Raw genomic sequence first — 24,025 nt, forward strand, 5'->3', positions numbered from 1 at the left:
GTGTTGTTCAATTGAGCTTCATTCTCTACAGCTGTAGGGGTAATGCTACAGCCTGTTATTAGTAAAGCTCCAATCGCAAAAGGTAAAGCTTTTACAAGAAGGTTCCTTTTTTTATTAGTATGATTATTCATAGCGTTACTCCAGTGAATGATTTGTTCATAAGCTTAAGTGATAGTTAATTAGAAACTTAGACGAAGATTTTTAAAATGCAATATAATATATTGATAATGTACAGATAATATAAGCTAATAACTATAAATTGTTTCATAAGGATATGTAAAAAACTTACTATAGGATAGGGTGCAAAAACTCTTGATAGTAAGCAATTTAATTACTTTCAATAAAACTCTTCCTATATATGGTTTGGAGATATTTTGGAATTGCTGTATATTTAATGAGCTTGAACTATACTTTAACTATACAAGTATAAGAAAAGCATAAGGACAGTTGCAATGAACAGGCAAATGGGCCTCACAGTTTTTGCACTTGCAACATTTTTGAGTGGATGCAGCTTTCTTTTGCCATCCAAAAAGATTGAGCGTAATGACCAGTGGTCATCTTTTGATAGTATTCAACAGGTTTACGATAAAGTCACTCCAAATAAAACAAGTGTAAATGAGTTAAAAAATATGGGTTTTGATCCATACGCGGCCAATAATGTTAAGATTGAAAATTACTTAGATACACGTATTCGTTTTGACCCTTTGAGTACAGGTAAGAATATTCCTGCTCCTGTTGCCAAATGTTTAAGCATGTTTAAGCATTGCCAGGCATACGTTGTCAATGTCGATTACGACTATGAAAAACGTATTGGTAATGTCTTTCTTGATTTAACGAGTTTTCGTCGAGAAACAATGAAAGAAGGCTGGGGGTTTCAAGCAGTATTTATTATTCAAGATGAGCTTGTCGTCTATAAGCTATGGTCAGGTGAGCCTAAACGTAAAGCCTATATTGATGAGATTCGCCCATTGGGACCACTGCAAAGTTTAGATGATTTAATCACAGGAGCTGCTATTTCTTTCTAATATTATCGTGTTGCAATATATTTTAATGGCAATTTGAAGTAACTTTTGAAACTTTAGCAGTCGTTCCACAGTCTTTTAAACATGTTTGATTGAGCTCTAGTTTAAAGCATAGCTTTTGTGACAAACGCTTCATTATAATAACTAACATTGCCATATAAATAATAACTGCAAGTATCCAGCTCAATGCGTGCAAGGGGGCTATGGTCAATTGTGCTAATTGATAGGAGATAACAGCAGCTGTATAAGCAATTGAGGTGCTCCAGATAACAGATATTACTGCCCAACCACGTGTAGCTTCACGTGCCATAGCACCAATCACTGAAGCGCAAGGAACATAAAGTAGAACAAATAACATATAAGAAAATGCGGCAGCCAGAGAACCAAAAGCAATAATCATTGAACCCATCGCTGTTTTATCCATATTAGCATCACTTTCATTAGCTGAGAATGGATTAATAAAAGCACCAATGTTCATGTTTTTGAAACTATCAACAGTGTCGTACCAAGATACAGCAAGACCTTCCAAAAGGTCAAATGTTTCATCAGCTGTGGCGGCAAGACTCTGAGGTTTTTCCTGAGTATAAAGAGTATTTAATGTGCCAACAACAACTTCTTTGGCCAAGGTTCCTGTAAGTAAGCCTACAGTTGCTTGCCAGTTTTCTTCAGACACTCCCATTGGTTTCAGAATTGGTGTAATAGCACGTCCAGTTTCAGCAAGTATAGATTGTGGAGACCCTCCTGCTATAACTTGACCGTTTGTTTCAATACTATTGAGCGTTCCCACTAATACACAAATCGGGATAATCACCTTCCCTGCACGAAAAATAAAACGTTTTAAGCGATCCCAGCTATTGAAGCAAATGGTTTTAAGGTTAGGTAGATGATAGACAGGTAATTCCATAACAAAGGGGGTACTTTGACCGGTTAACAATGCAAATTTCACAACATAGCCTGTAACAATAGCACCAATAATTCCAGCGATGTAGAGACTAAATATAATAAAGGCACTATTATGCGGAAAGAACGCTGCGGCGAATACTGCAAAAATCGCTAAGCGTGCACCACAGGACATAAAGGGTGCCATCATGATTGTCATTAATCTATCACGACGTGTTTCAAGTGTTCGTGCAGCCATTACCGATGGCACATTACAGCCAAACCCAACAATCAAGGGCACAAAAGCCTTCCCTGGTAGTCCAATCGCTTGCATGAATCTATCCATGACATAAGCAGCACGCGCCATGTAACCAGAGTCTTCTAAAAAGGATAAAAATAAAAACATGCAACCAATTTGTGGAATAAAGGTTAAGACGGTATTAATACCTAAGCCTATCCCTTGTGCAATTACTGCAACAAGCCATAAAGGTAAGCCAAGGTATAAACTTAAATGGGTCATGCCTTCAATAAAAATTATATTTGATGTATTATCGAATAAAGGTTGTAAGGCACCACCAATAGTGATCGAAAACTCAAACATTAAGTACATTACAAATAAGAATATTGGGATACCAAGATATTTATTCATACATACTTTATCAATCAGTTCAGTGGTTTTATGGGGTGTAATTGCTTGAGTTTTACAGACTTTTTTGATGACGTTTTCAATTGCCTTATAGCGTGCAGTAGATAAAGCGATGTCAGTTTTCTGATCAAGTTTAAAGTATGCTTTTAATTGTTGTAAGCGCTCGTAAGTTATACCGTCAAATAGTGTTTTTAACAGGTAGTTATCTTCTGCTAACGATGTAGCAAGCCATAAATTGGGATAATCGTGAGTAAGCTCAGTCAAAGTATTGGTTAAAGCATTTATTTCGTTTGGGTAATACTGTTCCAATGTATAACAAGACGATGAGTGTGTTTGAAATAACGCACTTTTTAGCTCATCAATTCCTACTTTTTTACGACCAATGACTGGAACAACCATACAACCTAACGTTTCTTGAAGCTTTTGATAATTTATGACAATTCCTTTTTTATTTGCAACATCTATCATATTAATTGCTAAGATAACAGGAATTTCTGTCTCGATTAATTGCATGGTCAGATAGAGATTTCTCTCTAAATTTGATGCGTCAATGACGTTGATAATTGCATCTGGCTTATCTTCGACGATAAAGCGTGATGCAATTTGTTCATCAATTGAAGATTGATCGCTTGTGGTTAGTGTATAAATGCCAGGTAGATCAACGATTTCAAGGCGTTGATTATCAGATTCAATATAACCAACCTTTCTATCGACGGTAACACCACTCCAGTTACCTACTTTTTGTTTAAGCCCAGTTAAAGCATTAAAAAGAGTCGTTTTACCACAATTGGGATTACCTATGATTGCATATTTCATATTTTTTCAACCTGCATGAATAAAATTTCTGATTTGCGAAGTGAAACCGAAAAGTTTTTTATGGTAATGTGGTAAGGGTTACCAAACAGTGCTTTTTTAGCAATATAAAAGCTACCCCCTGGAATAAAACCAAGTGAGAGTAATTTTTGCATGTAGTTACGAGGGCAGTTGTCGTTAAATCCTAGGATTTTATAAGCCTGCTTGGTTTTAATAGTCATAATTATCGTGAATTGGTTAGCAAGTAGCTTGGCATTATAGCTATCAGTTGAGTTTGAGTCAACTCAATTGATAAGCATTATCATTTAAGTTTTGCAATGTCTGCAACTCGCTTGCCAAGTGCCTTGGCTAGGATGATTTCATCATTTGAAAGCGAGTTATTTGAATTGATCCCATCGTAATGACTTAAACCATAAGGAGTCCCCCCTGTTTGGGTATTTTGGAGTGAGGGTTCGCTATAAGGAATGCCAACGATTATCGCACCGTGATGCAAAAGTGGTAACATCATTGATAACAAGGTAGTTTCTTGTCCTCCATGTAAGCTAGCGGTAGATGTGAAGACAGCGGCAGGTTTATTGATGAGTGTCCCTTTAAACCATAAATCAGTCGTGCTATCAATAAAATATTTAAGGGGGGCTGCCATGTTTCCAAAGCGTGTAGGGCTACCTAAAATAATACCTGAACAGTTGATAAGGTCTTCTTTAGTGACGTAAATTGCACCTTCTTTGGGAATATCAGGCTCTGTTTTTTCACAGTTGCTAGAGATATTTGGCACTGTTCTAAGTTTTGCTTCTAAACCCGTTAGTTCAACACCTTGAGCGATCTTATGTGCCATTGCTTTTGTAGAGCCGCCCTGACTATAATAAAGAATTAAAATGTTCTGCATAAAGGATCCTTATGGCAAAGTTAATATGCCACTATAGTAAGCGATTTTTAAGTTTCTGGGTATGGGTGTTTAAAGCATATATGCAACAAAATTGCCTTGCCAAAGCATCGGTCTTAGCATTAACGAGTCTATTTGCCTTGGTGCCATTGTTAATGGTGTCAATTTCTATTTTAAGTATGTTACCTGTCTTTAAGAGTATGCAGGGTGACTTTCAGCAGTTTATTTTACAAAACATGCTGCCAAGTTCAGGTGAAGTAGTGAATGAATATTTAAAAATGTTCATGCAAAATCGTGCAGGGCTTCCAATTACTGCTGTGGTGGTATTGTTCTTTATCAGTATTATGATGATGCGTTCACTGGAAAAAGTACTCAACGACATCTGGCAGGTCAAAAAAGAGCGCCCCTTATCCCAAGCTTTTTTATTATATTGGGCGGTGTTGAGTTTGGGACCGTTACTGGTTGGTGCAAGTTTAGGTTTGAGTTCATATTTGCTGTCATGGCATTGGCTTAATGATGGTGTGAGCAGGTTTGTGAATTTTTTGCAGATTTTGCCATTTGTCTTTAATTTAATCGCATTTACGTTTATCTATCAGGTTGTGCCCTTCACGCGTGTGAAGCTTAAGCACGCCATATTAGGCGGCTTGTTGATGGCGCTTGTGTTTGATCTGGCTAAAAAAGCATTTGCTTGGTACGCGCTGAATTTGCCGACCTATGAGATGCTGTATGGTGCCCTGGCGATCATTCCGTTGTTTATCCTTTGGGTTGCCATTTCCTGGCAGTTATTGTTACTTGGTGCGATCGTTGTTCGCATGTTAAGTCTTGAGCCAGTCTTGCGCGGACAAGGAAAAGCCATGCGTTTTGAGCTTTCGATCAAAATTTTAAAAGTGCTTTATGAACAGCAAAAAAGCAAACGGGCTGTGAGTAAAAATGAGTTGATTAAAATTGGCTTAGATGTTGATTTAAACGCATTGGATGAGCTGCTAGCGCTACTGGTAAAACACCACTATGTCTGTATTACCCAAGAGCAAAAGTATGTGTTAAGCTGTGATCTTGCCACGGAAAAGCTCAATGTGCTCTATCAAAACCTGGCATGTTTTCTGAGTCTTAGTAAGGATGAAAATATTGAGCTAAGCTCGCTTAAGGCAGGCATGCACAAACAGATGGATTTAGCGCTAATTAACTTGGTTATTTGACTAAATAAGATACAGTTTGGTCAAAATAATCGGTTAACTTTTTTGTAGACACTGGCAGAAAAATCACTGGGTATTTCATTGACTGCAATAAGGATTCGCCATCAAAAGGAAGTCAGGTAATTGTCAGTTATTCTCCTTCCAGATTTCATCATCCCAAAGGTGGTCGCTCATACTTTTGATAATCTTGAGCGAATTGTGACCAGAGATGAGCCAACTTGGCTTATTGGTCCTGCGGCTGCTGAAATGTTAATCTTCTGGTTTAATTGACCTAATATGGGTGTTAGCTGTTGCCATTATTTTTCAGTTGATCGTTCTATGGGCAGCATATCGTTATTGTTGCCATAAGCATGTGCTATTTGGTGTTTAGAAGGAAGCTGTGGATGCTGGAAATATTAAGCTATCCGTAAAGCTGGATGAGTAAGTATAATACTCTCAACTATCTTGACAGTTGGGGGTATTTATAGTGCTTAATGTGATTTGGCGAAAGAGACAGTTTATGCCCTTTACCCAAATTTAGGTTATTTCTTAGATCTAGATGAAAAGCTAGAAGGTAAATTAAGTAGTGTGCAACAAATCATTAGTATGATACTCAAGTAACCCATTATTGACTTTATTTAATTTCGATCGGATCGATATCAACTGTGATTTTTACTTTTTTTCGTGTAGTTGCAATTTCATGTTTAATGGATTTAAGGAGTTTTTGCAAAGTTGAGCGGTTTTTTGCTGTGAGCATCAACATAAATCGATAATAACCTGCTTGTTTGATATTAATGGCTGGCAAAACAGGAGAAATGTCACATTTAAATTGATAGTGCAGGTTATAGTGAGATAAGCTGTGATAGAGTTTTTGCAAAGCATAAGTACACATTTCAGTTTTTGTGGCTTGTGCGTAGATGTATGCTTGATAGGAAAAGGGTGGGTAGTTTAAAAGTTTACGTGTTTCAAGTGCATGGTGCAAGAATTGCTCATAGTGTTTTTGTAAAATCAAATGCAAAATTGAGTTATCTGGTTGATAAGTTTGGATATAAACTTCTCCACTTTTATTACCACGCCCTGTTCTTCCTGCCACTTGCGTAATTAATTGCGCAGTTTTTTCAATAGCGTGGAAATCTTGACTATAAAACCCAGCATCAGCATTGATAACTCCAACCAGTGTGACATGCTGAAAGTCGTGTCCTTTGGTGATCATTTGCGTGCCAACAATAATATCGATATGGTTACTTTTGATATTGTTTAATTGTGCTTCAAGCTCACCTTTTCTTTGTGTTGAGCTGCGATCTAAGCGAGCAACGTTGGCATAAGGGAAAATATCCATAAGCTGGTCTTCTAGCTTTTCGGTACCATTACCAAAATCAATTAAATTATGTGATTTACAATTTGGGCATTCAGTAATGATTTCTTTTGCCTTTCCACAAAAATGACAGGCTAAGTGTTGGGGTTTTTTGTGCAAGGTATAAGGTTTTTGGCAGTGGTTACAGTTTGCACACCAACCACATGCTTGGCAAATAAGGCTATGTGCAAATCCACGCCGATTAATAAACAGCAATGCCTGTTCACCTTTAGCAATTACTTGTTGTATTTTATCGATCAATACTTGGCTTAAACCTAAGACAGTTTGTTGTTTTTGCATATTAATGATGTGTATCGTATTTTGTGTTTGATTAAGTGCTCGTTTTTTAAGAGAAATCAAATGATATTTATTAGAAATGGCATGATGATAGCTTTCCAGAGAGGGTGTACCACTACCCAAGAGTATTGGAACATTGAACTTTTGTGCTTTCATAATTGCAACGTCTCGCGCATGATAATTGGGTATGTTCTGCTGTTTGTAGGATGCATCATGTTCTTCATCTACAATAATCATTTTAAGCTTAGGCAAATCAAAAAACAGCCCAATTCTGGTGGCAATAATTATATTAATGTTCCCTTCCTTTGCATGAAGCCAAACATCTAACCGTGCTTGATCTGTTAGTTGTGAATGAATAACAGCCATTGGTTGAGTCAATCTGTTTTGAAAGCGATTAAGCGTTTGTGGTGTGAGATTGATTTCAGGAACAAGAATCAAAACTTGCCCACCTTTTTCTACAATAGGTTTGATTGTTTCAATGTATATTTCCGTTTTTCCACTACCAGTTACACCATATAATAGTATTGTATTGAAATAATCTAAACGAGTAGAAATTGTTGAGACTATTTTTTGTTGTTCTGTTGTTAGTGTTTTAGGATACGTTTGTCGTTGTGTGTTATAAAACGGATTATATGGATACACGTATTTCTGAATGGCGCTTTTATTTAGTAAAGCTTTTAGTGTTTGTGGCAGAACTCCCAATTTAATGAGTTCACTATGGTTGAGAACTTGACGTTGCTTGAGTAATTCAATTAACTGATTTTGTTTGTGTGCATTTTTGGCAAGTTTAATATTAGAATTCGCTAATCTATATTCAATTACTTCAGAGTAAAAGGCTTGTTCTTTTTGTAGTAGAAGCTTAGGAATTGCCAATTTTAATGCCTGATAGAGTGAGCATTGGTAATAGGTTGAAAGCCAATTAATGAGCACGATGGTACGATTAGAAACGATGGCGTTACAATCAAGCACTTTGATCACTTGCTTTAGCTTATCCTTAGTAACGGCACAGTCAGGATTGATTTGGCTAATAATACCAATAAGCTTGCGCTTTCCTAAAGGAACTAAAACACGTGTATAAAGCACGGGATGAGAAAAAGGGTAAAGATAGTCCAGTCCATCCTCAAAAGGTCCTTGCACCAGTATTCGAACGATTATCATTGTAATACTGCTTTACGAAGGTTGATCACTTTTTTTCTGTAATCTTACGATGAACTACATTATTTGTTTGACCATCATAAATCCCTGTTACTATGTGTTGCTTTAATGTCATAAATTACTCCAGGCTTGAACTTTAGAGTGCTACAGTAATACAAAATAATGAAAATTCCAACTACAATAAGTATGCTATTTCTACAAGGATGCTGCTTTAAAAATTGTGATAGGAATACTCTTGATTAGATACTTAGAGTAAAATTTTAATGAGGTGATTCTAAAAATGCTTTCTAACTTTAAAATATCCTTTTGCTTATTTGCAATCTGAGGATGCTTCCCATAGAATAGGTCAACTTCAATCAAGGCGTTTTTTCATGATTCCAGCAAAATTGGTTTTACAGACAGGAGATGTATTCGAAGGTAAGGTTCCAGATTGGGTCAAAGGTATTAATTTTGGCGAAATTGTGTTCAATACTGGAATGGTAGGTTATACAGAAGTATTGACCGATCCATCTTATAAGGGGCAAATAGTTTGCTTTACATACCCTATGATTGGTAATTATGGTGTTGAAAACCAGGATCATTGGGAATCAGATCAAATTCATGCTGCCGGGATTATTGTGTCAGAATTGGCACCATTTTATGCACGTGTGCAAGGTGAGCACTCCTTGAAGGAGTGGTGTGAAAAATACAACACTCCCATTATTGCAGATGTCGATACGAGAGCGCTCACCAAAGTCTTACGCCAGCACGGTGTGGTTGCAGGAGCTATTGTTGTGGGCGATAATATGCCCATAAGCTATCCAGATATTAGCGATTTAGACTTAGTTGCTGAGGTCACAATTAAGGAGTCTGTTGTCTATGGTGATGGTCAGAAAAAGGTTATTGTAGTAGATTGCGGGATGAAAGCCAATATTTGGCGTTACCTTTGTTCATATTCAGGGGTAACTTTAAAACGAGTGCCATATGATTATGATTATACGAAGGAACCTTATGATGGTATATTTATTTCGAATGGTCCAGGTGATCCTGCTCGTTGCCAGCAAACAGCAAACTTCTTGAAAATAGCAATGGCAAAGTGCCCACAAAAGCCAATTTTTGGTATTTGTCTTGGTTCACAAATTATGGGGATTGCAATAGGTGCTAAAACCTATAAGTTAAAATTTGGTCATCGTGCTCAAAATCATCCTTGCCTATTAGAGGGGACGAATCGAAGCTATTTGACTTCTCAAAATCATGGTTTTGCCGTTGATGAGAAAACCATCCCAAATGATTGGGAGGTATGGTTTAGAAATTTAAATGATCATACTATTCAAGGCATTAAACATAAAACCTTGCCATATTCATCAGTACAGTTTCATCCAGAGGCAGGACCTGGTCCTGTTGATACAGTATGGTTGTTTGATCGTTTTATTGATCAGCTATAAGGAAAATATAAATGCGTATTCCAACAATAGAGTTAAAGTTATTAAAGCCTGAAATTTTTTCGACATTACCTAAATATGGTACAACTGGAGCAGCAGCAGTAGATTTGCATGCTGCAATTGATAAGGTGCTTATTCTTAAACCTAATGCGTGTGAGCTTGTGTCTACCGGTATTGCAATTCATATTGCGGATCCATCGCTAGCAGGTATGATACTCCCACGCTCAGGTTTAGGGCATAAAAAGGGACTTGTTTTAGGTAACTCTATCGGACTCATTGATTCGGATTATCAAGGAGAGTTGATGGTATCTTGCTGGAACCGCTCAAATGAAGATATCATTATCGAGCCCTTGATGCGATTTGCACAATTGATCATTGTTCCGGTGGTGCAGGTTAATTTTGTAGCGGTTAATGAATTTAATAGCGAGAGTGAGCGCAACATTGGTGGTTTTGGGCATACAGGTGTAAAGTAAAGGCTTGTTGCACTTATAAGCCAATGCTACACTAACAAAGTGTTAGGAAAAATGGTTGTAATAAGATGATTTGGACAGTCCCTAATATTTTAACCATGTTGCGGATTTTATTGATACCTGTATTAGTGGTTGCCTTCTATGTACCGTTTCCACATCATCATGGTGTGAGCGCAACTATATTTCTACTTGCGGCTATAACTGATTGGTTGGATGGTTTTTTAGCGCGTTATTTTGAGCAAACGACGAAGCTTGGAGCCTTTTTGGATCCTGTTGCTGATAAGCTTATGGTTGCAACAGCTCTTGGGCTTTTAATTGCTTTATATCCGTACCCATGGGTGGCGCTTCCTGCAATTATCATTATTTGTCGTGAAATTATTGTTTCTGCCTTGCGTGAATGGATGGCAGAAATTGGACAACGTGCTGTGGTAAAAGTTTCTTTTGTTGGCAAGGTGAAAACAGCTGCACAAATGGTGGCGATCTTTCTTTTGTTGCTTAAACCAAAGGATCTTACTAATTTGTGGGTAATTAGCGGTTTTGTGCTGCTCTATATTGCAGTCATTCTAACGGTTTATTCGATGTGGTTATATTTGTCAGCAGCTTATAAGGCTGTAAAGGCTGATTTAAACAAGTCATAAATAGTTAATCGAATAAGAAATAGCTATTTGAGATAGGGTCAATTTCCATAAAAGTTGCTAGAGATCACTCATTTTTTAATGAGGATGCTGCATTTACAGCAGACAGTTGTTGTCAAAGTACCACCTGTCATGTACATTAGTTGGGTTTTGAAATAAGCCAGAATTTTAGATATAACAGGAGACAATAAATGAAGAGATTAGTTGTGATTCTATCGACCTTATTATTAACAAGCACTGCATTTGCTGAAGGTGTAGCTGCAACAGGTAGCGGTGCGATGAGCTCTATTTTAATGTTGGTTGCATTTTTTGCTATCTTTTATTTTTTGTTAATTCGTCCACAGATGAAGCGAAATAAAGAGCAACGTAAAATGATTTCTGAACTGACTAAAGGTGATGAGGTCATGACAACAGGAGGTATTCTGGGCAAAATTGTTAAGGTGGGCGAAAATTATACTGAAGTTGAAATTGCAGAAAATGTAGTAGTCAAACTACAGAAAAATGCTGTTTCAGGCATTTTACCAAAAGGTGCCGTTAAAACGAATTAATTTTTGCTACCTTCTATACAACTCAAGCATATAATCAATAAGGTATTATGACTATGCTTCATCCTAGACAAAAAGCTGCGGTTAACAAGTATCCTTTATGGAAATATTTGATGATTCTAATGATTGCTATTTTGGCAATCATTTATGCTTTACCAAACCTGTTTGGTGAAACACCTTCATTACAAATATCACCAAAAGATGGCACAATTAAAGCATCTCTTATCAGTCAAATCAAAGATACATTAGAGCAACAAAAGCTCCCATATAAATCATTGCATCAAGAATCAAGTACAGTTGTGCAAGTTAGTTTCTCAAATGCACAAGATCAGATAGCGGCACGTACGCTTTTACAAAAGTCGATTAGTAATGATTATATTGTTGCCCTTAACATGGCAGGCAATACGCCAAACTGGCTATTAGCATTAGGTGCTGAACCCATGAATCTTGGACTTGATTTGCGTGGTGGAATGTATTTGGTGTTAGAAGCTGATACACAATCGGCAATTAACGCGCGTTTAGATAATACTTTAGAGAGTATTGTTCAGGGACTTAAAAAGTTCACAATTACACCGGAATCACAGCTCAAAGCAAGTCAAAAAATTAAATTAAGCAAAGATTTTTCCGTGCCTGTGACGTATAGCAGCATTGGTTATGTTGCCTTACAATTTGCAAGTAGCGGGGATTTAGATAAGGCTGTCAATTATTTAAAGTCAGATTACACTAAAACACAAAATAACCAGCTTGTTTATAGCGTGCTTAAAGACAAAATGCTACTAATAAGCTTTAATAGCCAGTTGATTGCACAAATCAAGCAAGAAGCCATTTCACAGGTTGTGACTGTTATGCGTAATCGTATTAATGCACTAGGTGTAGCAGAAGCTTCTGTTGCTGCATCAGGTGACTCACGTGTGATTATTGAGTTACCTGGTCTTCAAGATGCAGCTCGAGCAAAACAAATATTAGGAGGCACATCTACTGCGAGTTTCTATATCGTTTCTCCTGTTATCGATCGCTTGAAAGTAGAAGAGCAGGGTATTAAGGTGTATCCATTAATCTCAAGTGGACATACATTTTACTATCAACTTGAAGGAAGTTCTGTTGTCAGTGGAAGCTCGATTGTTAATGCTTCACCTGGAGTTGATCATCAAACAGGTCAACCAATTGTGGCGGTGCAATTAAGTTCAGATGCGGCAGGGCATTTTAGGGAGATAACCAGTAAACATGTTGGTAATCTAATGGGTGTTATGCTTGTTAATACAACGTATAAAAAAGAAGTCATTGAGGGTAAAGAAGTCAATAGTATTGAAAAAACAGAAAAACTTGTCAATGCAGCAACTATTCAAACGGCTTTAGGTGCAAACTTTCAAATTACAGGTCTTGATCAGCGTGAAGCAAATAACTTAGCACTTATGATTCGCTCAGGTGCGTTGCAAGTTCCTGTGCATATTGCTCAAGAGCAACAAATTGGACCTACACTAGGTAAGCAAAACATTGACCAGGGAATGATTTCAATTATTGTAGCGCTTGTTTTGGTTGTACTGTTTATGGCAATTTACTATCACTTATTTGGCATGATCGCCAATGTGGCATTAGTGCTTAACTTGATTTTAATTATTGCAATTATGTCGATTATTCCAGGAGCAACTTTAACGTTACCAGGAATTGCTGGTATTGTGCTTAATCTTGGGATGTCGATTGATGGTAATGTGTTGGTATTTGAGCGCATCCGAGAAGAACTTAGAAATGGTATGCCGGTCCAAAGCGCAATTTCAGCAGGATATGAGCGCGCATTTGGGACGATTGTTGACTCCAATGTGACAACGCTTATTGTAGCAATCATTTTGTTTGCGATTGGCACAGGAGCAGTGAAAGGGTTTGCAGTAACACTTATTATAGGTATTATCACTTCCATGTTCACAGCGGTGACTGTATCACGTGCGATGACCAATTTGATATATGGTTCTAGGCGTAATCTTAAAAAATTATCAATTGGGATATAGGGGTGCAGCATGGAGTTTTTTAGGCATACAACAAATATCGACTTTATGGGCATCCGCAAATGGACTGCTCTTGTTTCGATCATATTAATTGGATTATCAATCATTTTTTTAATTGTGCGTGGTTTGAATATGGGACTGGATTTTACTGGAGGTTATCAGGTCCAAGTCAATTATAAAATAGCACCATCAACGCAAGATGTTGCAAAAATCCTTGCCAAAGATGGTTTTCCTACCGCACAAGTGACGACTTTTGGCTCAGTCGATAGCTTGATGATTAAACTACCAATTCAAAAAAATGAAAACAATCAAGTGATGATTGATAAGGAAGGTCAGTCAGCACAGCAGCTGTTAAAGCAAAGAATTGAAGCGACGCTAGGCAGTGAAGCTCAGGTTGCAAGTTTGAATTATATTGGACCTCAGGTTGGTAAAGAGTTGGCAACAAATGGTTTATTAGCACTTCTAGTAGCCATGATCTGTATCGTTGGTTATATCGCCTTTCGTTTTGAAATGAAATTTGCAATTAGTGCGGGCATTGCGCTTATTCATGATCCAATTATTATTTTGGGTGTGTTTTCAGCCTTCCAATTGGAATTTACTTTAACAACTTTAGCAGCAGTATTGGCGGTAATCGGTTATTCGTTAAATGATACGGTTGTGATTTATGATCGGGTACGTGAGAATTTCCGTAAAATGCGTAAAGCAAGTGTGATTGAGGTAGTTAACCGCTCAGTAAATGATACTTTGTCACGCACGATTATGACCTCAGGCTTAACATTGCTAGTGGTGGTTGTACTTTATTTCTTTGGTGGACCTTCATTACACGAATTTTCTTTAGCATTAATTCTCGGTGTGATCGTTGGAACTTACTCCTCAATTTATGTTGCAGGTGTATTAGCTGTCCTGTTTGGTCTTAAACGTGAATCTTTACTGCCACCACAAAAGTTAGCTGATAGCGATAGGAATGAATGAGATCATTTCGTAAAATTCAATCATATGGCAGTGTTAAGTTATTTAAACCCTACTATCGTTCAATGATGATTATTTAATAACACAAGAACAAAAGCAACATGTTATTTCACACCTTTTTATGCTTTTATAATAGCTAATGAACTGACTAATTTTGTCATAATAAGTAATCAATTTGTGCTTTTTTTTCAAAGGAATCCAGCGTAAAATGCGTAAAGCCATTTTGCCTTAAACCCAACGCAGATACATTTCATGAAATATTTTGCTTTAAAAGCGCTAAAAAAGGATAAAATCTTTACTGAATCCCGTAAGCTTATGTCTTTTTCGTCGTGGCGTAGGCGTTTGATTTTCTGGGGTGGAGCGATTTTGGTAGGTCTGATATGCGTATTATTTGCCTATGTTTGTGACAATTTAAATGATAGCTTTAATGCACTTAGCCAAGCTCACCCTTATTGGCCACTTTTCATTATGCCAATTGGTTTTATGGTTATTATTTACTTATTAAAAACATATTTTGATGGTGCAGAAGGCAGTGGTATTCCACAAGTGATAACGGCCTTAAAAGTTAAAAATATGCAACGACGTAGCAGGCTTGTTTCGATGCGTATTGCCTTAGGGAAGTTTATGTTGACAGCACTAGGCTTTTTAAGTGGTGCATCGATTGGTCGAGAAGGACCAACAATTCAATTGAGTGCATCAGTGATGCACTTTTTAGGTCGATTAGAAAAATTTAATCGTGAAGATACCGAGAAAGGTTTGTTATTAGCAGGTGGTGCAGCTGGAATTGCAGCAGCCTTTAATGCACCATTAGCCGGAGTTGTGTTTGCAATCGAAGAGCTTGCTGGTTCATTTGATAAAGGGATTACAGGTACGATGATTACAACAGTCGTGCTATGTGGTTTTGTGTCATTAGAAATCATGGGTAATTATGCTTATTTTGGTGCAAGTTCTGCTACTTTGGATATTTTAGGTGGTGGTTGGATTATTATAATCGTTGTTGCTGTGGCATGTGGTTTTTTAGGTGGACTTTTTAGTCAAATGCTTCTAATAATATCAGCAGCATCTATTAGGATTATTCGTAGGTATCCAATTATTTTTGCAGGTAGCATTGGCTTTGTTGTTGCTGTGATTGGTGTACTAACAGGTGGTATTATTTATGGCAGTGGTAAAGATACTGCAGTAGCGTTATTAAATGGTTATGATACACATATAACTGCTTTTTTTGGTTTATGGAAAATGATTGCGACGTTGTTATCTTTCATTAGTGGTATTCCTGGTGGGATATTTGCGCCATCTTTATCCGCAGGTGCAGGATTTGGACATATGATGAGTTTTTTGTTTGCAGATAAATATGCGAGTGCAGTGATTTTAATTGGCACAGTTGCTTATTTCTCAGGCGTTGTGCAAAGCCCAATTACGTGTTTTATCATCGTATCTGAAATGACACGTAATGTTTCAACAGGAATGCTGTTACCGATTATGTTAGCAGCGCTGTTAGGTACAGCTACCTCAAGAATTGTCTGTAAAGAACCTATTTATCATATGTTATCGTTGCGCTATTTAGATAAGTTAAGGGGGGAGAAATAGACCTTTGGTATTTACATAAAGCTTCGTTACAATAGGGCACTTTTATAAAACGATGATGTCAATCATGTTTGATTATAATTTATTCAATAAACATTCTATTAAAAACAAACAAAGATTTAGCCAACTAAGCTTTATTAAGCTTGAAATAGGTAAGCGGTTACTCGATAAGCTTAGTTTTATAAAAATAATTCCTAAAATCATTTATGTTGAGGGATTGAGTGCAGAAGATCTGACAAATTTAAAAGTCTGGTTTACAGATGCCAAAATCATAACAGAGTTATCACAACCAGTTGATTTAATTCTTTCAAATTGTTTGCTTCACCTTAATGAGAGCATCGTAAAATGTTTAAAAAACTGGCAAAATTGGCTAAAACCGGAAGGGATCATCTTATTTACAAGTTTTGGTAGCACAACTTTGCAAGAGTTAAAAAAAGCCTGGCAATTCATAGATTCGTATCCCCATATCAATCAAATGGTTGATTTACACGATTTAGGTGATTTACTGCTAAAACAGTATTACCAAAATCCAGTAGTTGATGCTGAAATTTTGACTTTGTCATATGATAATTTAACTATATTATTTAGCGATATTCGAAGTCTAGGTGAGCCATTAGCCGATACCAAAATGCGCCGTACATTTATAGGCAAAACTCGTTGGCAGCAATTTATAGCTCGATTGGAGAAAAAAGGGTTAAATATCAGTTATGAAATTATTTATGGTTATGCTTATAAAAGTCGAAAAAGTCTGGCTACAAAAACAATAGATGGTGAAGCGATGATAAGTTTTGAGCAATTACAGTCTTCCCTTAGAAATAGGAAAACTTAATTTAATGTTGCGTTTGTTCAGTTGCTTGTTGTTGAGCAAGTCTTTGCATATAAAGTGCATCGAAGTTAATGGGTGCTAAATTAATTTGAGGAAAGCCACCACGGTTAATAAGGCTGTCGATAGTCTCTTTAGCATATGGGAACAATGTAGTTGGACAAAATGCACCCAACATTGGCTCAATTTGGTCTTTTGGCATATTTTGTAATGTAAAAATACCTGCTTGTGATACTTCAATTAAATATGCATTTTTGTCTTTGTTTTTTACAGTCACGGTTAAGCTGAGTTCTACTTCGTAAACATTCCCACCCTCCAGTTTCTTGGAGTTAGTGTCTACATTTATATTGGCTTCTGGTTGCCATTGTGCTTTAAATACATCTGGGGTGCTTGGCGCTTCAAATGAGATATCCTTAGTATAAATTTTTTGAATAACAAAATTAGGTTTAGCGCTATGTGTGTTTTCCATTTTGGTTTCCTGTTTAACGAGTCATGATTTATTGAACTATTATGCCTCATAGCATAGCAAAGTCCAACCACTTTACTGGCAACAAAAATGCTTAAGTACTGTATTTATAATTAACCTAAATTGGCAAATACAATTTATATGTAAAAAAGAGTAAAAGCCATAGATTAAATATCACGTTGTGATTGATGGTGATTGGTTCTTAATTAACCTTTTGTATGAGTATCCTATGTAGCCGAAGGTACAATCGATTTTTCAAGCTTGGTAATAAAGTGATTGATAAATGCAATTCTCTCTTTTGCATGGGGTAATGCTTTTTTTATTAAGAGGTTTTGAGCTTGACTTAACTGAAAATCTTGAGCTTGCATTTGGACGATTTTGATCAAATGAATAGGGTCAAATTTAAGTGGTGTAATAAAGCTGATCTTGCCACCACTTGAGTGCATTTCAATTTTTTGAATGCCAATTGCAGTGGCATTTAGCTTAAGATAAGTAATATCAAATAAGTATTGCCCATATTCAGGTAACAAACCAAAGCGATCAATGATTTCTACCTTAATTTGATTGAGTTCATCTGAAGTCATAGCGCTAGAGATACGTTTATAGAGTCCTAAACGTGTGTGAACATCAAAAATATATTCTTCTGGAAAAAGCGTTGGAATGCGAAGTTCAATAGACGCATCACTCTGGAAAGATTGATTAATTTTTGTTGCATCAAATGTTTCCCCTTTTTGTAAAGCATTAATTGTTTTTTGTAATAAATCCATGTAGAGATTAAAGCCTATGCTTTGGATGTTGCCACTTTGTTCTTTACCTAGCATTTCTCCAGCGCCTCGAATTTCCAGATCGTGATTTGCAAGCATATAACCACCACCTAAAGATTGCGTTTCAGCAATTGCTTCTAGCCGCTTTTTAGCATCTTTGGTCAGTGAAACATCAGGTGGTGTAAGTAGATAAGCATAAGCTTGATGGTGTGAGCGACCTACTCGACCTCTAAGCTGATGCAATTGTGCCAAGCCAAAATTATCAGCACGCTCGATGACGATGGTATTAACATTAGCGATATCAATACCTGTTTCAATAATTGTTGTACAAACTAATATTTGGTAACGATTTTGTTGGAATTCGAACATGACCTTTTCAAGTTCACGTTCACGCATTTGTCCATGTGCAACAGCTATTTTAATTTCAGGAAAAATTTGTTGTAATTGCTCTGATTTGTCATATATGGTGATGACACTATTATGTAAATAATAAACTTGTCCACCACGCAAGGTTTCACGCATAATCGCTTCACGAATAATGCTGATATTAAACTGCCTTATAAAAGTCTTAACAGAGAGTCGTTTAGCAGGAGGTGTTGAAATAACCGATAGATCACGAATATTTGAAAATGCCATGTTAAGCGTACGTGGAATAGGCGTTGCTGTCATGGTTAAAATATCTATATTCGTACGCAGTGCTTTCATTTTTTCTTTGTGTGTGACACCAAAACGATGCTCTTCATCAATAATTAATAATCCAAGGTTATGAAATTTAATTTTATCGGATAATAGTTTATGGGTGCCAATTATAATATCAATCATTCCATTATTGATTTTTTCAATGGCATCACCTTGCTCGCGTGTGGTTTTAAAACGAGATAAAACATCAACATTAGCACCTGTTTCACTAAAACGGTCACTGAAATTTTCAAAGTGCTGCTGTGCAAGCAATGTGGTAGGTGCTAAAATGGCAACTTGTTTGTTATTGTTGATAGCAATAAAAGCAGCTCGCATTGCAACCTCAGTTTTACCAAAACCCACATCACCACAAACCAATCTATCCATTGGCTTTTCAGTGATCATATCCTTTATTACATCATTGATTGCAATAGCTTGATCAGGTGTTTCTTCAAAAGGAAATCCCTCACAAAAAGCAAGATATTCGTTTTCATTAAAAATATTACCATAGCCTTTTTTAAGCAAACGTTTAGCGTAAATATCTAAAAGGTCAGCTGCAACATCATTAATTTTTTTAGCAGCCTTTTCTTTTTCCTTTTCCCATTGATCGGAACCCAATTTACTAATTGGTGCATGCTCAAGGTCTGTACCGCTATAGCGACTAACAAGGTGTAAAGCATAAATAGGCACGTAAAGTTTTTCATCATTTTTAAAACTTAAAGTGAGGAATTCTGTCTCTTGATTGCCGACATCTAATTTGGTCAAGCCATCATAACGGGCAATACCATGTTCAATGTGAACCACAGGACTACCAATAGTGAGCTCCGATAGATCCTTTAACGCTACAGTTGGAAAATTCTCAATATCTTTTTTTATTTTACGGGAGCGTAAGTTAATTGCACTGTGACTTGCAAATAAATCAAACTCGGTAATGATAGCGTAGTTTTGATTAAGAATTACTCCTTGCGTAAACGGTGCTACGATGATGATGTACTGCTCATCAGTGGATATGGCTTCCGACCAGTTAGTGTGGTGATGTAGCTTAAGATGAAGTTTTGTTAGGTTTTCATAAAGTAAAGCTTTACGACCACTGCTTTCAGCGCAGAAAATCACTTTTTTAAACGTTTGACCATTGAGTAGATCCAATAAATTTTGATAGGGTTCTTTATAGTGATAATGCACATGAATATCTGTTATGGGCGCAGTAATAAGATTATTTGCTTTTGGCTTATAGTTTTTAAGCCATTTGATGTGGTTAAAGGTTTGAAGTTTTTGATTAAAATCAGTTACTGATAAAAATACTTTATCATATCTCAAAATGGGTCGCTGATGATCATGAGCCAGTTGGTCATGACGAATGATAATATCTTGATAGTAACGCTCAAGCGCTTGTTGACAGTTATAAATGCTATGAACAATTGTCTTTTGGGGTACATAATCAAAAATAGTACATAACCTTTCATAAAAAAGTGGCAAGTAAAACTCAATACCACTGATGCTTTGACCTTTGATAATCTGTTGGTAAATTTGATTTTGAGACTTGGCGTGTGGTAAAAACGAAAACCAATTTTGTGCAAATTGATCCAAGCTTTTCTTATCTAGGACAAATTCTTGCGTTGGTAAAATCTGAATTTTATCAATCAGATTATTTGATCTTTGAGTTTCTAGGTCAATGGTGCGAATGCTGTCTATTTCATCGTCAAATAGATCAATACGATATGCTTCATCTGATCCCATTGGAAAAATATCCAAAATACTGCCACGAACGCTAAACTCACCGCGACTAATAACTTGTGATACATTTTGGTAACCAACTGTTTCTAATTGACGCTTTTTTTGAGTAATGTCAAGCCGATCACCTTTTTTCATTACGAAACTTTGTTGATTTAAAAAAGATTGTGGGGGTAAGTATTTTAAAAGTGTGGTGGCATTTGCAATGATAATCAGTTGATCATGGTTTTGGATGCGGTTTAAAGTACTTAAGCGGGAAGAAATAACGTCTTCAGAAGCGGAAAAATGGTCAAATGGCAGAATCTCCAAATCCGCAAAATAAACAACGTCTTGAGTTGTTAATAGAAAACTTAGCTCATCATAAAGTTGTAGTGCAAGTTGTGCATTTTCAGTAATAACTAAGTGTGTACAAAGACTATTTTGGTTGATATATTCGCTTAACGCTAAAGAGATTGATGTTGTTTGAGCATTAGCGAAAATATTGCGTGTTGTATGGGGTAACAGTTGCATTAATATGGGACTTACTTTTCAAATTACGCTATTTTAAAGACTCATGTTAAGGTTCGCAATAAAAGTTACCAAACTCTTAATATTTAAACAGGAATATAGAAAATGAAAATAAAGCGTTGCCTATGGGCTGAAGATGATTCTGATATGATTGCTTATCATGATGATGAATGGGGCATCCCTTTGTATGATGAGCAAAGACTATTTGAGTTTTTATCGTTGGAAGGTGCACAAGCTGGGTTGAGTTGGAAAACGATTTTAAAGCGAAGAGAAGCTTATCAAAAAGCATTTCACTGTTTTGAAATCAGCAAAGTGGCATTAATGAGCACTGAAGATATGGAGTTATTACTGACAAATAGTGGCATTATTCGCAACCGTTTAAAGGTTAAAAGTGTAATTAATAATGCAAGATGTTGGCTTAAACTTAAAGAGAATCTATCTGTGGTTGAGAAATTATGGACATTTTCGCCAGAAAACCAAGATATTTATTATCATCAACATGACGTTCCTGCGTTTACAGATGAAGCACAAGCAATGAGTAAATGGCTAAAATTAAATGGTTTTACATTCGTTGGTCCCAAGATATGTTATGCCTTTATGCAAGCAACTGGTATGGTGAATGATCATATAAAAAGTTGCTATTTGTCACGGACACAATAAGTTACTAAGATTGCAACGATTGACATAACTAGAATTAATAGCGCAATGAGTAAATTAGGGGTAATAGGGAGGGTTAGAGCAACGCCACTAATTAAGCCAGCAGCCAATATGTTGAGACAGCCGTATAAACTACCAACTGCACCTATACGTGTTTTAAACGTAACAATAGCTAAAGCACTACTGGTTGGGAAGATAATCCCCGCTGAGAAGTTAAAAATAATCACCGCAATCATAATAAAGGAAAGGCTAGTTGTGAAAAATATAGCTTGAATCGTGATCAATATTCCAGAGAAGAAAAATAAAAAAATCGCTAGACGTTGAACCTTCTCAATAGGTATGTATTTTAAGGCAATGCCGTTAATAAACATACCAACAGCAATAAAAGTCTCTCCTACAGCGAAGACGATTGCATAATCGATTTCACTTAGACCAAAATAGTATTGAAATAAAAATGCACTTATAGATAAATAAGTAATAATAGCGCTCATAATCGTACTTGTAATTACCATGTTTTTAATAAACACTTTATTTTTAATTACCCAAATATAGGTTTGTAGCGATAGTTTAGCTGATAGTCTTTTTTGAGGATTTAATAATGTTTCAATAAGGTAAAAATAAGCAAGACCGTAGCAAATTAGGCTTAAAATGATAATAAAGACGAAATCTGCACGCCAGTGATATATATGGGCTAAGAATGCGCCTAAAATGGGAGCCAAAGCAGGTGCTATGAGTATGCCTATGCTCATAAATGACATAAATCGTGCATAATTGATATCATTTGGAATGACATCACGTAATATAACACGCCCTAAAGACATTGGAGCTGCCATTCCAATGGCTTGAAATGTGCGTCCGATCATAAGCATACTAAAATTAATGCTAAAAATGGTAATAAGTGTGCCAACAATGCTAACGGAGAGCCCAAGCAGGAAAATTTTGCGGCGACCAAAGCGCTCAGATAAAGGACCATATATAAGTTGGGCACAGGCAAACATAATAAAATAGTAGGTGACACTAAAAGCAAGCAAATTTGTGCTTGTCCCAAAATCATTACTAATGTTTGGTAAAGAAGGAACGTAAATGTCGGATATAAAAATTCCCAACATTGATGTTACCATAATAATTGTAACGAATATTGCCTTGGCAGTAGCCGAGGTTTTCATGTTTAGCATATTTTTACCTTATTTATTTTTTATATCTATGTAATTGTATTTTTAATTTGTAATTTTATTTGAAAATACGTTGATATTTGTAAAATAAAAGTTTAGATTGGGAAAGTCAATCGATTGATGCTTATCATTTATCAAACCTTACACAAGTAAGAAAACAAGGAGGAAAAGTTATGAATAGTATTAATAACGATAGCACATATGTACATGGAGAATCATCTGCAAAAGAAATTTGGTAGTATTGTCTATTAGCTGCATGTGTGTGAGTTGAAAAACATGTATATATCCAGCACACTTTAAACTAACCACTCAGTATGCATAAGGAGGTATTATGAAAAAGATAATTTTACCCATAACCTTAGCTTTAATTTCCAGTGAGGTTTTTGCTGACGCTTATGATGCATCTGGGAATTATATTCCAAGTGGTCAAACCACTCCAAGATACGAAACTAAAATGGTTGTACACAAGTATCAATATGCAGGGCAATATATTAATGACCTTAAATTGGTCAATTTTATAGACTATTATTTGAGCTTATATCCATCGGGGTTAACTGATCTTTATTTTAAGGGTTTTTCACCCCAACAGGCAGAAGAGTCAACTGTATATGATATTCAGGAAACTAGTATTATAAACGACAGCAATAAACTAATGACTTTTAATGAGTTTAAAACTTGGGCTTTGCACAACGTTAGTCCTAATAGTAAAGGGCTGGAAAAGTTACAACAATTAGATGAAGCAACTTTTATACAAAAAGTTGTTCAAGCGCAACAAATTTTAAACAAAACAAATAATGATGTGATTAGTATAAACACCCCGAAAGTCAAATAGCCGGTAGTGTCTTACTTTAGCGTTTTAGATATTTCTACCCCATTCAATACGGTTAATGTAAAGCCCGATAACGGTATCGTGCATTAACTCGCTTTTTGAAAAGCAGATACTTTTCCTGGCAAATTGCTTTATTCTGGTTCTAAATGTTAAAAATTTGCGTTCAATCTTCTGTGTATTACGTTTCCCTATATCATGATATTCACCGGGAATAAAGCTCCGGTTACATTTCAACAATCTAAAGGCTTTTTTTATCGTATTAATCACGGTTTTTGTGCTAGCTTTTAAAACACGTGCTATATCTCGTATACCACTACCATTGCTACACATATCAATAATTTTTTCTTTTATCTTGGGCAGCCGACCTAGTGCTTTATATTCAAGTTGAAAGTACTTTCTGCAACCTTGACAGGGATATCTTTGCGTACCATTTGGACTAGATTTCAATTGGTTTTTACCTGATTTAACTGTTTTTATTGAGTTGCAATTCCTGTAACGTACATCAATTTTTGCCATTTTTGATTTGGGATTATAAAAACAAATGTGCCAGATG

21 protein-coding genes are annotated in these 24,025 nt (G+C 36.2%); 13 read left to right on the forward strand and 8 right to left on the reverse strand.

Features of this window, described 5'->3' with window-relative positions:
* Positions 1-518 precede the first annotated feature (518 nt).
* Positions 519-1,025: a hypothetical protein gene (locus DNJ77_RS07445; protein WP_157966642.1), complete on the forward strand. Its 507-nt coding sequence runs from the start codon at positions 519-521 to the stop codon at positions 1,023-1,025.
* A gap of 22 nt (positions 1,026-1,047) precedes the next feature.
* Here the strand turns inward: DNJ77_RS07445 and feoB are convergent, their stop codons facing one another.
* The 3 genes from feoB to wrbA form a co-directional block, all read right to left on the reverse strand.
* Positions 1,048-3,363, reverse strand: a complete 2,316-nt coding sequence (gene feoB, locus DNJ77_RS07450; protein WP_116964368.1) for a Fe(2+) transporter permease subunit FeoB — start codon at positions 3,361-3,363, stop codon at positions 1,048-1,050.
* Positions 3,360-3,581 (reverse strand): FeoA domain-containing protein, encoded by a 222-nt coding sequence (locus DNJ77_RS07455; RefSeq protein ID WP_116964369.1) that lies wholly within the window; start codon positions 3,579-3,581, stop codon positions 3,360-3,362. Before DNJ77_RS07455 ends, feoB begins: the two co-directional genes overlap by 4 nt.
* Positions 3,582-3,661: 80 nt before the next feature.
* Positions 3,662-4,246, reverse strand: coding sequence for an NAD(P)H:quinone oxidoreductase (gene wrbA / locus DNJ77_RS07460; RefSeq protein WP_116964370.1), 585 nt, complete (start codon positions 4,244-4,246; stop codon positions 3,662-3,664).
* An 11-nt stretch (positions 4,247-4,257) separates the two neighbouring features.
* Here wrbA and DNJ77_RS07465 point away from each other — a divergent pair, with 11 nt between their 5' ends.
* Together DNJ77_RS07465 and DNJ77_RS09955 are read left to right on the forward strand one after the other, a co-directional pair.
* Positions 4,258-5,439 carry a YihY family inner membrane protein gene (locus tag DNJ77_RS07465; protein WP_116964371.1) on the forward strand — a complete coding sequence of 394 codons (1,182 nt, stop codon included), beginning with the start codon at positions 4,258-4,260 and terminating at the stop codon, positions 5,437-5,439.
* A gap of 120 nt (positions 5,440-5,559) precedes the next feature.
* Positions 5,560-5,706 carry a hypothetical protein gene (locus DNJ77_RS09955; RefSeq protein ID WP_157966643.1) on the forward strand — a complete coding sequence of 49 codons (147 nt, stop codon included), beginning with the start codon at positions 5,560-5,562 and terminating at the stop codon, positions 5,704-5,706.
* A gap of 343 nt (positions 5,707-6,049) precedes the next feature.
* Here DNJ77_RS09955 and priA read toward each other — a convergent pair whose 3' ends face one another.
* Positions 6,050-8,224, reverse strand: coding sequence for a replication restart helicase PriA (priA, locus tag DNJ77_RS07470; RefSeq protein WP_116964372.1), 2,175 nt, complete (start codon positions 8,222-8,224; stop codon positions 6,050-6,052).
* A gap of 368 nt (positions 8,225-8,592) precedes the next feature.
* On the opposite strand from priA, the gene carA reads away from it, so the two are divergent.
* The 8 genes from carA (at position 8,593) to DNJ77_RS07510 (ending at position 16,674) form a co-directional block, all read left to right on the forward strand.
* Positions 8,593-9,645, forward strand: coding sequence for a glutamine-hydrolyzing carbamoyl-phosphate synthase small subunit (gene carA / locus DNJ77_RS07475; RefSeq protein WP_116964373.1), 1,053 nt, complete (start codon positions 8,593-8,595; stop codon positions 9,643-9,645).
* Between the two features lie 11 nt (positions 9,646-9,656).
* On the forward strand, positions 9,657-10,115 hold the full coding sequence (gene dut / locus DNJ77_RS07480) for a dUTP diphosphatase (protein ID WP_116964374.1): 459 nt from the start codon (positions 9,657-9,659) through the stop codon (positions 10,113-10,115).
* A gap of 65 nt (positions 10,116-10,180) precedes the next feature.
* Positions 10,181-10,750, forward strand: a complete 570-nt coding sequence (gene pgsA / locus DNJ77_RS07485; RefSeq protein WP_116964375.1) for a CDP-diacylglycerol--glycerol-3-phosphate 3-phosphatidyltransferase — start codon at positions 10,181-10,183, stop codon at positions 10,748-10,750.
* A gap of 188 nt (positions 10,751-10,938) precedes the next feature.
* The gene (gene yajC / locus DNJ77_RS07490) at positions 10,939-11,295 is read left to right on the forward strand and encodes a preprotein translocase subunit YajC (RefSeq protein ID WP_116964376.1); all 357 of its coding nucleotides are present in this window, start codon (positions 10,939-10,941) and stop codon (positions 11,293-11,295) included.
* A gap of 53 nt (positions 11,296-11,348) precedes the next feature.
* Entirely contained in the window at positions 11,349-13,295 is a 1,947-nt protein-coding gene (gene secD / locus DNJ77_RS07495) for a protein translocase subunit SecD (RefSeq protein ID WP_116964377.1), read from the forward strand.
* A 9-nt stretch (positions 13,296-13,304) separates the two neighbouring features.
* Positions 13,305-14,264: a protein translocase subunit SecF gene (gene secF, locus DNJ77_RS07500; protein WP_116964378.1), complete on the forward strand. Its 960-nt coding sequence runs from the start codon at positions 13,305-13,307 to the stop codon at positions 14,262-14,264.
* A gap of 249 nt (positions 14,265-14,513) precedes the next feature.
* On the forward strand, positions 14,514-15,848 hold the full coding sequence (locus tag DNJ77_RS07505; protein ID WP_116964379.1) for a chloride channel protein: 1,335 nt from the start codon (positions 14,514-14,516) through the stop codon (positions 15,846-15,848).
* Between the two features lie 64 nt (positions 15,849-15,912).
* Positions 15,913-16,674, forward strand: a complete 762-nt coding sequence (locus tag DNJ77_RS07510; protein WP_157966644.1) for a methyltransferase domain-containing protein — start codon at positions 15,913-15,915, stop codon at positions 16,672-16,674.
* Between the two features lies 1 nt (position 16,675).
* On the opposite strand, the gene secB is transcribed toward DNJ77_RS07510, so the two are convergent.
* Both secB and mfd read right to left on the reverse strand, forming a co-directional pair.
* Positions 16,676-17,137 carry a protein-export chaperone SecB gene (gene secB / locus DNJ77_RS07515; protein WP_116964381.1) on the reverse strand — a complete coding sequence of 154 codons (462 nt, stop codon included), beginning with the start codon at positions 17,135-17,137 and terminating at the stop codon, positions 16,676-16,678.
* A gap of 224 nt (positions 17,138-17,361) precedes the next feature.
* Positions 17,362-20,817 carry a transcription-repair coupling factor gene (gene mfd / locus DNJ77_RS07520; RefSeq protein WP_192877948.1) on the reverse strand — a complete coding sequence of 1,152 codons (3,456 nt, stop codon included), beginning with the start codon at positions 20,815-20,817 and terminating at the stop codon, positions 17,362-17,364.
* A 102-nt stretch (positions 20,818-20,919) separates the two neighbouring features.
* Between mfd and DNJ77_RS07525 the strand changes: the two genes are divergently transcribed.
* Positions 20,920-21,474 (forward strand): DNA-3-methyladenine glycosylase I, encoded by a 555-nt coding sequence (locus DNJ77_RS07525; protein ID WP_116964383.1) that lies wholly within the window; start codon positions 20,920-20,922, stop codon positions 21,472-21,474.
* Here the strand turns inward: DNJ77_RS07525 and DNJ77_RS07530 are convergent.
* On the reverse strand, positions 21,453-22,646 hold the full coding sequence (locus tag DNJ77_RS07530) for a multidrug effflux MFS transporter (protein WP_116964384.1): 1,194 nt from the start codon (positions 22,644-22,646) through the stop codon (positions 21,453-21,455). The genes DNJ77_RS07525 and DNJ77_RS07530 overlap by 22 nt on opposite strands.
* A 328-nt stretch (positions 22,647-22,974) precedes the next feature.
* Between DNJ77_RS07530 and DNJ77_RS07535 the strand changes: the two genes are divergently transcribed.
* The gene (locus DNJ77_RS07535) at positions 22,975-23,475 is read left to right on the forward strand and encodes a hypothetical protein (RefSeq protein WP_116964385.1); all 501 of its coding nucleotides are present in this window, start codon (positions 22,975-22,977) and stop codon (positions 23,473-23,475) included.
* Positions 23,476-23,499: 24 nt separating this feature from the next.
* Here DNJ77_RS07535 and DNJ77_RS07540 read toward each other — a convergent pair whose 3' ends face one another.
* On the reverse strand, positions 23,500-23,988 hold the full coding sequence (locus DNJ77_RS07540) for an IS1 family transposase (RefSeq protein ID WP_116964386.1): 489 nt from the start codon (positions 23,986-23,988) through the stop codon (positions 23,500-23,502).
* Between the last annotated feature and the right edge of the window lie 37 nt (positions 23,989-24,025).

It is taken from the genome of Fastidiosibacter lacustris, assembly GCF_003428155.1.
In the GTDB taxonomy this organism is placed as follows: Bacteria; Pseudomonadota; Gammaproteobacteria; order Francisellales; family Francisellaceae; genus Caedibacter; species Caedibacter lacustris.